Source organism: Streptomyces boncukensis (assembly GCF_011045075.1).
GTDB classification, from domain to species: domain Bacteria; phylum Actinomycetota; class Actinomycetes; order Streptomycetales; family Streptomycetaceae; genus Streptomyces; species Streptomyces boncukensis.
The window spans coordinates 1-6,341 of record NZ_JAAKZZ010000439.1 but is presented as its reverse complement, the minus strand read 5'-3'; the positions used below and the strand labels follow the sequence as shown (position 1 = coordinate 6,341).

Sequence of the window (6,341 nt, the reverse complement as noted above, 5' to 3'; positions counted from 1 at the left end):
GGCGGGGCGGGAGCGGATCCGGCGGGCGCCGGGAGAGGTGCGGGCGCCGCGCGTCAGGTGCCGGAGAGGATGCGGGTCAGCTCGTCGACGCCCTCCCGGGTGCCGACGGCGACCAGGGTGTCGCCCGCCTCCAGCCGGAAGTCGGGCGCGGGCGAGGGCACGGCGCCGGTGCGGCGCAGCACGGCGACGATCGACGCTCCGGTACGGGTGCGGGCCCGGGTCTCCCCCAGCAGCGCGCCGCTGTACGGCGACTGGCCGGAGAGCGGGATGCGCACGGTGACCAGGTCGATATCCAGCTCGCAGGTGCCCAGCTTGGGGTTCTCACCGGGGGCGAGCAGCTGCGCGAGCGACTCGGACTCCTCCCGGTCGAGCGGCACGGTGGCCTGGCAGGCGTCGGGGTCCTCGGGGTCGTAGAAGCCCAGGAACCGGCGGCCGTCCTGGTGGGCGACGACGGAGATGCGGCGGCCCGCGCGGGTGTCGATGTCGTACTGCGTGCCGAGCCCCGGAAGCTTGGTGCTCTTGGTCGTCATGGCTGGCGGTCGCCCTCCTCGGGCCTCGTGGACGGACGGCTCGGGCACCGGCTGTGCGGGAGCGGTACCCGCTCGATCGTAACGCCGCCATCCGTACACCTGTCCACACGGCTGCCCAGGTCACAGCCGGGACGGACCGCCGGAACGCCGGGACGCCGGAATGCCGGGACGCCGGGACGGCGCGGGCCCCTGGCGGGGCGTGCGGCTCAGGCCGCACTGCCCTCGTCGGGGTCGCGGCGGTCCAGCGCCGGGCCCGGCCCCGGCCGCTCCTCGTTGAGCAGCCAGTCGGCCGCTGCGGTGTCCGTCACCAGGCTGGTGACCAGGCCGGAGCGGAGCACCGCGCCGATGGCGGTGGCCTTGTGGTGGCCCCCCGCGATGGCGACCACCTCCGGGATCCGGCGCAGCCGCTCGGCCTCGACGGTGATGCACCGCTCGCCCAGGTCCCGCCCGATCCTGCGGCCCCCCGCGTCGAACAGGTGGCCGGACATCTCGGCGGCGACGCCCAGGGAGGAGTAGTGGTCGCGCTCCTCGTGGCTGAGCATGTCGTGCACCGTGGAGATGCCCGGCTCCCAGGAGCCGATGGAGACGGCCGCGACGGTCACCTTGTCGAAGTATTCGAAGGCGCGGGCGATTCCGGTCTGGCTGCGCAGCGCCACCGCCGTGGAGCTGTCGGGGAGCAGCATGGGCGCGTAGATCGGGTGCGCCTCTCCCCCGGCGACCTCGGCGGCGCGGCGCACCGCCTCGACGGAGCCGCGGTCGGCCGTCCCGGCGTCGTACACCCCCGTCAGCTGGACGACGGTGCAGGGCGGAAGCTGGCGCAGGGCCGTGGCCATATGGATGGTGGAGCGCCCCCAGGCGAGTCCGAGCACATCGCCCTCGGTGACCAGCTCGCCGAGCAGGCCGGCGGCCACCTCTCCGAGGTTCTCGGGGTCGGCCGCGTCGTCCACGGTCTCGGTGGGGGACTCCACCACGACCGCGTGCCGCAGCCCGAAGCGGGCCCGCAGGGCGTCCGAGCGCTCGGCGTCCAGCTCGGCGGGGACCCGGATCTCGATCCGCACCAGGTCGTGCTCCAGGGCGGTCTCCAGGACCCGGGCCACTTTGAAACGGCTCACCCCGAACTCGTCAGCAATCTGGATCTTGGACTTCCCCTCCAGGTAGAAGCGGCGGGCCATCGCCGCCGCCTGCATGAGCTCGGCGGGTCCCATCCGTGTGGCTCGCCCCGTCGACACCGCACTCACCTCACTACTCTCGTGCCCTGTCCGCGATGTCCGCGCTGTCCGTGGCGCCCGCGCGCCGCGCGTTCATCCTTGCAGATCCGCCCGGTCCTGGACCCGGTCCGCGTCCGGCGGACCGGACCGGCCCCGGCGGCCCGTCGTGGCCGCCTCAGCTCGCGTGGCCGCGTCGCGCACCTCCGTACTCCGCGCCCTCGGCCTGCCGGCGGAGCGCCTCGACGGCCGCCGCGGGGTTGTCCGCGCCGTAGACCGCGGAGCCCGCCACGAACACGTCCGCGCCCGCCTCCGCGCACCGCTCGATGGTGGAGGCCGAGACACCGCCGTCGACCTGGAGCCACATCTGCAGTCCGTGCTTGTCGATGAGCTGCCGGGTCCTGCGGATCTTCGGCAGCATGATGTCCAGGAACGCCTGCCCGCCGAAGCCCGGCTCCACCGTCATGACCAGCAGCATGTCCAGCTCGGGCAGCAGGTCCTCGTACGGCTCGACCGGGGTGGCGGGCTTCAGCGCCATCGAGGCCCGCGCACCCTGGGCCCGGATCTCCCGCGCGAGCCGCACGGGCGCGGCGGCGGCCTCGGCGTGGAAGGTGACGGACCCGGCCCCGGCCTCGGCGTACTGCGGGGCCCAGCGGTCCGGTTCCTCGATCATGAGGTGGCAGTCCAGCGGAGTGTCCGTCGCCCTGTGCAGCGCGTCCACGACGGGGACGCCGAGGGTGAGGTTCGGGACGAAGTGATTGTCCATCACATCGACGTGGAGCCAGTCGGCGCCGTCCACCGCCTTGGCCTCGTCGGCGAGCCGGGCGAAGTCGGCGGAGAGGATGCTGGGGTTGATCTGGGCCATGGCTCCAAGTATCTCGTTCGGGCGGTCGGATCGATCAAGCGGTCGAACCGCGGCGGTCAGGCGGTGCGGCGCAGCAGCGCGAGGTACATCGCGTCCGTGCCGTGCAGGTGCGGCCACAGCTGGATGTCGGGCCCCGCGCCGAGCGCGGGGACGCCGGGGAGCTGCTCCCGCGCGTCGAGCCGCTCGGCGCCGCCCCCGTCCGCGCCGAGGGCCTTGACGACATCGTCGACCACCGCGCGGGTCTCGGCCAGATGCGGGGAACAGGTCGCGTACGCCACCACACCGCCGACGCGCACGGCACGCAGGGCCTCGCGCAGCAGCGCCCGCTGGAGCGGCGCGAAGCCCGCGAGGTCCTCCGGGCGGCGCCGCCAGCGCGCCTCCGGCCTGCGGCGCAGGGCGCCGAGCCCGGTGCACGGCACATCCACCAGCACGCGGTCGAAGCTCCCGGGGCGCCAGGCGGGCCGGGTGCCGTCCGCGATGACCACGGCGTACGGGCCCGGGTTGCCCTCCAGCGTGCGGGCGACGAGGCCGGCGCGGTGCCGCTGCTTCTCGGCGGCCACCAGCGACGCGCCTCGCCCGGCGGCGAGCGCCCCGAGCAGCGCCGCCTTGCCGCCGGGCCCGGCGCAGGCGTCCAGCCAGCGGGTGTCGCCTCCGCCGTCCAGCGGCGCGTGGGCCAGGGCGAGCGCGACGAGCTGGCTGCCCTCGTCCTGGACCCCGGCCCGGTTCTCGCGCACGGCGGTGAGCGCGCCGGGGTCACCGCCGTCGGCCAGCCGCACGGCGTAGGGCGACCAGCGTCCGGGCTCGGCCGGCGTCTCCGCCGCGCCCGCGGAACCCGCCGCCCCCGCATCAGACCGGCCGGACTCCCCGGGCTCCCGGGGCTCCCCGGGCTCACCGGGCCCCACGGACTCACCGGGCCCCACGGCCCGCCCGGCTTCGGCCCGCAGGTCCTCCGTGCTGATCCGGCCGGGGCGGGCGACGAGGGTCACCTCGGGCCGCTCGTTGTCGGCGTCGAGCAGCTGCTCGATGTCGGCGCGCCCGCCGCCGAGCGCGTCCCACAGCGCGGAGACGACCCAGCGGGGGTGCGCGTGGCGCAGCGCGAGGTGCTCCTCGGGATCCGCGTCATAGGGCGGCGCGATCCGCTCCAGCCAGCCGTCGAGGTCGTCGGCGGCGATCCGGCGCAGCACCGCGTTCACGAACTTCGCGCGGCCGTCGCCCAGCACGGCGCGGGCCAGCTCGACGGTGGCGCTCACCGCGGCGTGGCCGGGGATGCGGGTGCCGAGCAGCTGGTGCGCGCCGAGGGAGAGCACGTCGAGGACGGGCGGGTCCACCGCGCGCAGCGGCCGGTCCACACACTCGGCGATCACGGCGTCGTAGGTGCCCTGCCAGCGGAGCGTGCCGTAGACGAGTTCGGTCGCCAGCGCCGCGTCCCGGCCCTGGAACCCCTGCTCTCCGCGGGCCTTGCGCAGCAGGGGCGGCAGCACGAGGTTGGCGTACGCGTCGCGCTCGTCCACGGCGCGCAGCGCCTCGAAGGCGACGGTGCGCGCCGGGTCCCGGCGGGGCCTGCGGTGCGGCTTCGACTGCCGGGACTGACGGGGCTGACGTGACTGACGGGACTGCCCGGGTTGCTGGGACCGCGTCGGGCCGGCGGACTGCTCGGGGCGTCGTGACCGAGTGCTCACGGGAAAAGGTGCTCCGGGGATGGGGTGCTGTGGTCTCCCACCCTACGTCCACGCCGGGCCGCGCCGGGGGCGGGAGGCCCTGGGCGGGCCCCGCGGCCCCGTATCGCCGTCCGCCCCTCGCCCGGACGTCACCCGCGTGTCAGCCGCACGCCGGAGAGCGGCACCCCGGCACCGGGTGCCCGGTCTCCCCGGTCCGGCTGCCGAGGCGTCAGATCAGGCGCTCGCCGGGCTCGATACGGACGCCGCGGGCCCAGTCCGTCGCACGCATCGGCTTCTTGCCCTGCGCCTGCACCCAGTCCAGCGCGACGGCGTGCGAACCCGTGCCCACGTGGACGGACTTCTTGCCCACGGCCAGCTCCCCGGGGCCCGGCGCGTCCGCGTCGGGGGCCAGGGCCAGGGACCGCACCTTCAGCCGCTCGCCGCGGAACTCGGTCCACGCGCCCGGCGCCGGCGTACAGGCGCGGACCACGCGGTCGACGCGCAGCGCCGGTGCCGCCCAGTCGAGGCGCGCGTCCTCCACCGTGATCTTCGGCGCGACCGAGACGCCCTCCTCGGGCTGCGGCACGGCCTTCAGGGTGCCGTCCTCGATGCCGTCCATGGTCGCGGCGAGCAGCCCGGCGCCTGCGAAGGCGAGCCGGGTGAGCAGGTCGCCGCTGGTGTCCGAGGGCCGCACCTCCTCGGTGACGACTCCGTAGTACGGGCCCGAGTCCAGGCCCTCCTCGATCAGGAAGGTGGTGGCGCCGGTGACCTCGTCGCCCGCGAGCAGCGCGTGCTGCACGGGCGCCGCGCCCCGCCAGGCGGGCAGCAGCGAGAAGTGCAGATTGACCCAGCCGCGCGGCGGCACGTCGAGCGCGACGCGGGGCAGCAGCGCGCCGTAGGCCACCACGGGGCAGCAGTCGGGCCCGATCTCGCGCAGCCGGGCCAGGAAGTCCTCGTCCCGGGGGCGCCGCGGCTTGAGGACCTCGATCCCCTCCTCCTCGGCGCGCTGGGCGACGGGGCTGGGCACGAGGTGCCGGCCGCGCCCGGCCCGCGCGTCGGGCCGGGTCACCACGGCCGCGACCTCGTGCCGGTCCGAGGCGAGCAGGGCGTCGAGTGCGGGGACGGCGACCTCGGGGGTGCCGGCGAAGACTAGCCTCATCGGTGGCGAACTACCTCTCGCGTACGGCGGTGACGGGCGGGCGGCATCCGGGTGCCGCGCCGGCAGGGCGGAAAGCGCCTGGAAGGCGCCCCAGTTTACGGTCAGCGCGGGCTCCCGACGCGAGGGGCGTGCGGATCCCCGCGCGCCCTCCGAACACCTCCCCCGCGCCCCCGCAGCGTGACCAGACCGACCGTTATGCCGTTGGTCAAGTCAGATTGACCGAATCGGGTCGCATCGGGTCGCTCAGCAGCACTCCGCGGCCCGTGGTGCGGATTCCGCAGCACAGCACAAACACCCCCCTTCCAGCCGGTTCGAGAGGCTTCTTCATGGCCGACCACGCAACCCACGACGCCCAGGCGCGGGCCAGCCTGCATCTTCTGGTGCGGGACATCGAGCGGGTCCGCCGCCAGGTGGACGCGCTGCGTACGCTCACCGCGCAGCTCGGCAACGTCTACCGCCCGCGGCGCACCGGCCCGTCCACGGGCTTCGTCGTCTACGGCCGCGCCCCGGCGCCGACCGTCAGGCTAGCCCAGGAGCTCAGGGACAGCGTCGAGACGCTGGTGACCGCGGCGGTCGACTTCGACCGCTCGCTGGGCTTCTCCTGGGACGCGGTGGGCTCGGCGCTCGGGGTCACCAAGCAGGCGGTGCACCGCCGTTACGGCTCGCGGCGCGGCAGCGCGCGCTCCTCCCCGGAGGCCGCCGAGACCGCGGCCCCGGCCGCCGCGACCGCGCCGGCCGGCACGCCTCCGGGGCCGCGCCCGGCGGAGACGGTGCCCGCCCCGGGGCGTCCGGTGCCCGTCGTACCGGGCGCGGGCACCGGCGCCGTGCCGGGCGCAGCGCGCACCCCGTCGGTGCCGGCGGCGCGGTCCATGCCGGTGCAGCCCCCGGCGCCGTCGGCCCCGCCGCAGGAACCCCGTACCGGCG

6 protein-coding genes are annotated in these 6,341 nt (G+C 75.9%); 1 reads left to right on the top strand and 5 read right to left on the bottom strand.

What is annotated here, in order from left to right; translation table 11 throughout:
* Positions 1–53 precede the first annotated feature (53 nt).
* From G5C65_RS29065 to fmt, 5 genes are all read right to left on the bottom strand, one after another.
* The gene (locus G5C65_RS29065) at positions 54–530 is read right to left on the bottom strand and encodes a cation:proton antiporter regulatory subunit (RefSeq protein ID WP_165302020.1); all 477 of its coding nucleotides are present in this window, start codon (positions 528–530) and stop codon (positions 54–56) included.
* Between the two features lie 206 nt (positions 531–736).
* On the bottom strand, positions 737–1,735 hold the full coding sequence (locus G5C65_RS29060; RefSeq protein ID WP_165302021.1) for a sugar-binding transcriptional regulator: 999 nt from the start codon (positions 1,733–1,735) through the stop codon (positions 737–739).
* A gap of 178 nt (positions 1,736–1,913) precedes the next feature.
* The gene (gene rpe / locus G5C65_RS29055; RefSeq protein ID WP_165302019.1) at positions 1,914–2,600 is read right to left on the bottom strand and encodes a ribulose-phosphate 3-epimerase; all 687 of its coding nucleotides are present in this window, start codon (positions 2,598–2,600) and stop codon (positions 1,914–1,916) included.
* 56 nt (positions 2,601–2,656) lie between these two features.
* Complete coding sequence (locus tag G5C65_RS29050; protein WP_165302018.1) at positions 2,657–4,279, bottom strand: transcription antitermination factor NusB; 1,623 nt, start codon at positions 4,277–4,279, stop codon at positions 2,657–2,659.
* Between the two features lie 208 nt (positions 4,280–4,487).
* Positions 4,488–5,417, bottom strand: a complete 930-nt coding sequence (gene fmt, locus G5C65_RS29045; protein ID WP_165302017.1) for a methionyl-tRNA formyltransferase — start codon at positions 5,415–5,417, stop codon at positions 4,488–4,490.
* Positions 5,418–5,743: 326 nt separating this feature from the next.
* On the opposite strand from fmt, the gene G5C65_RS29040 reads away from it, so the two are divergent.
* Positions 5,744–6,341, top strand: a 598-nt coding sequence (locus G5C65_RS29040) for a hypothetical protein (RefSeq protein WP_206442393.1), incomplete at its 3' end; no start/stop codon positions are given.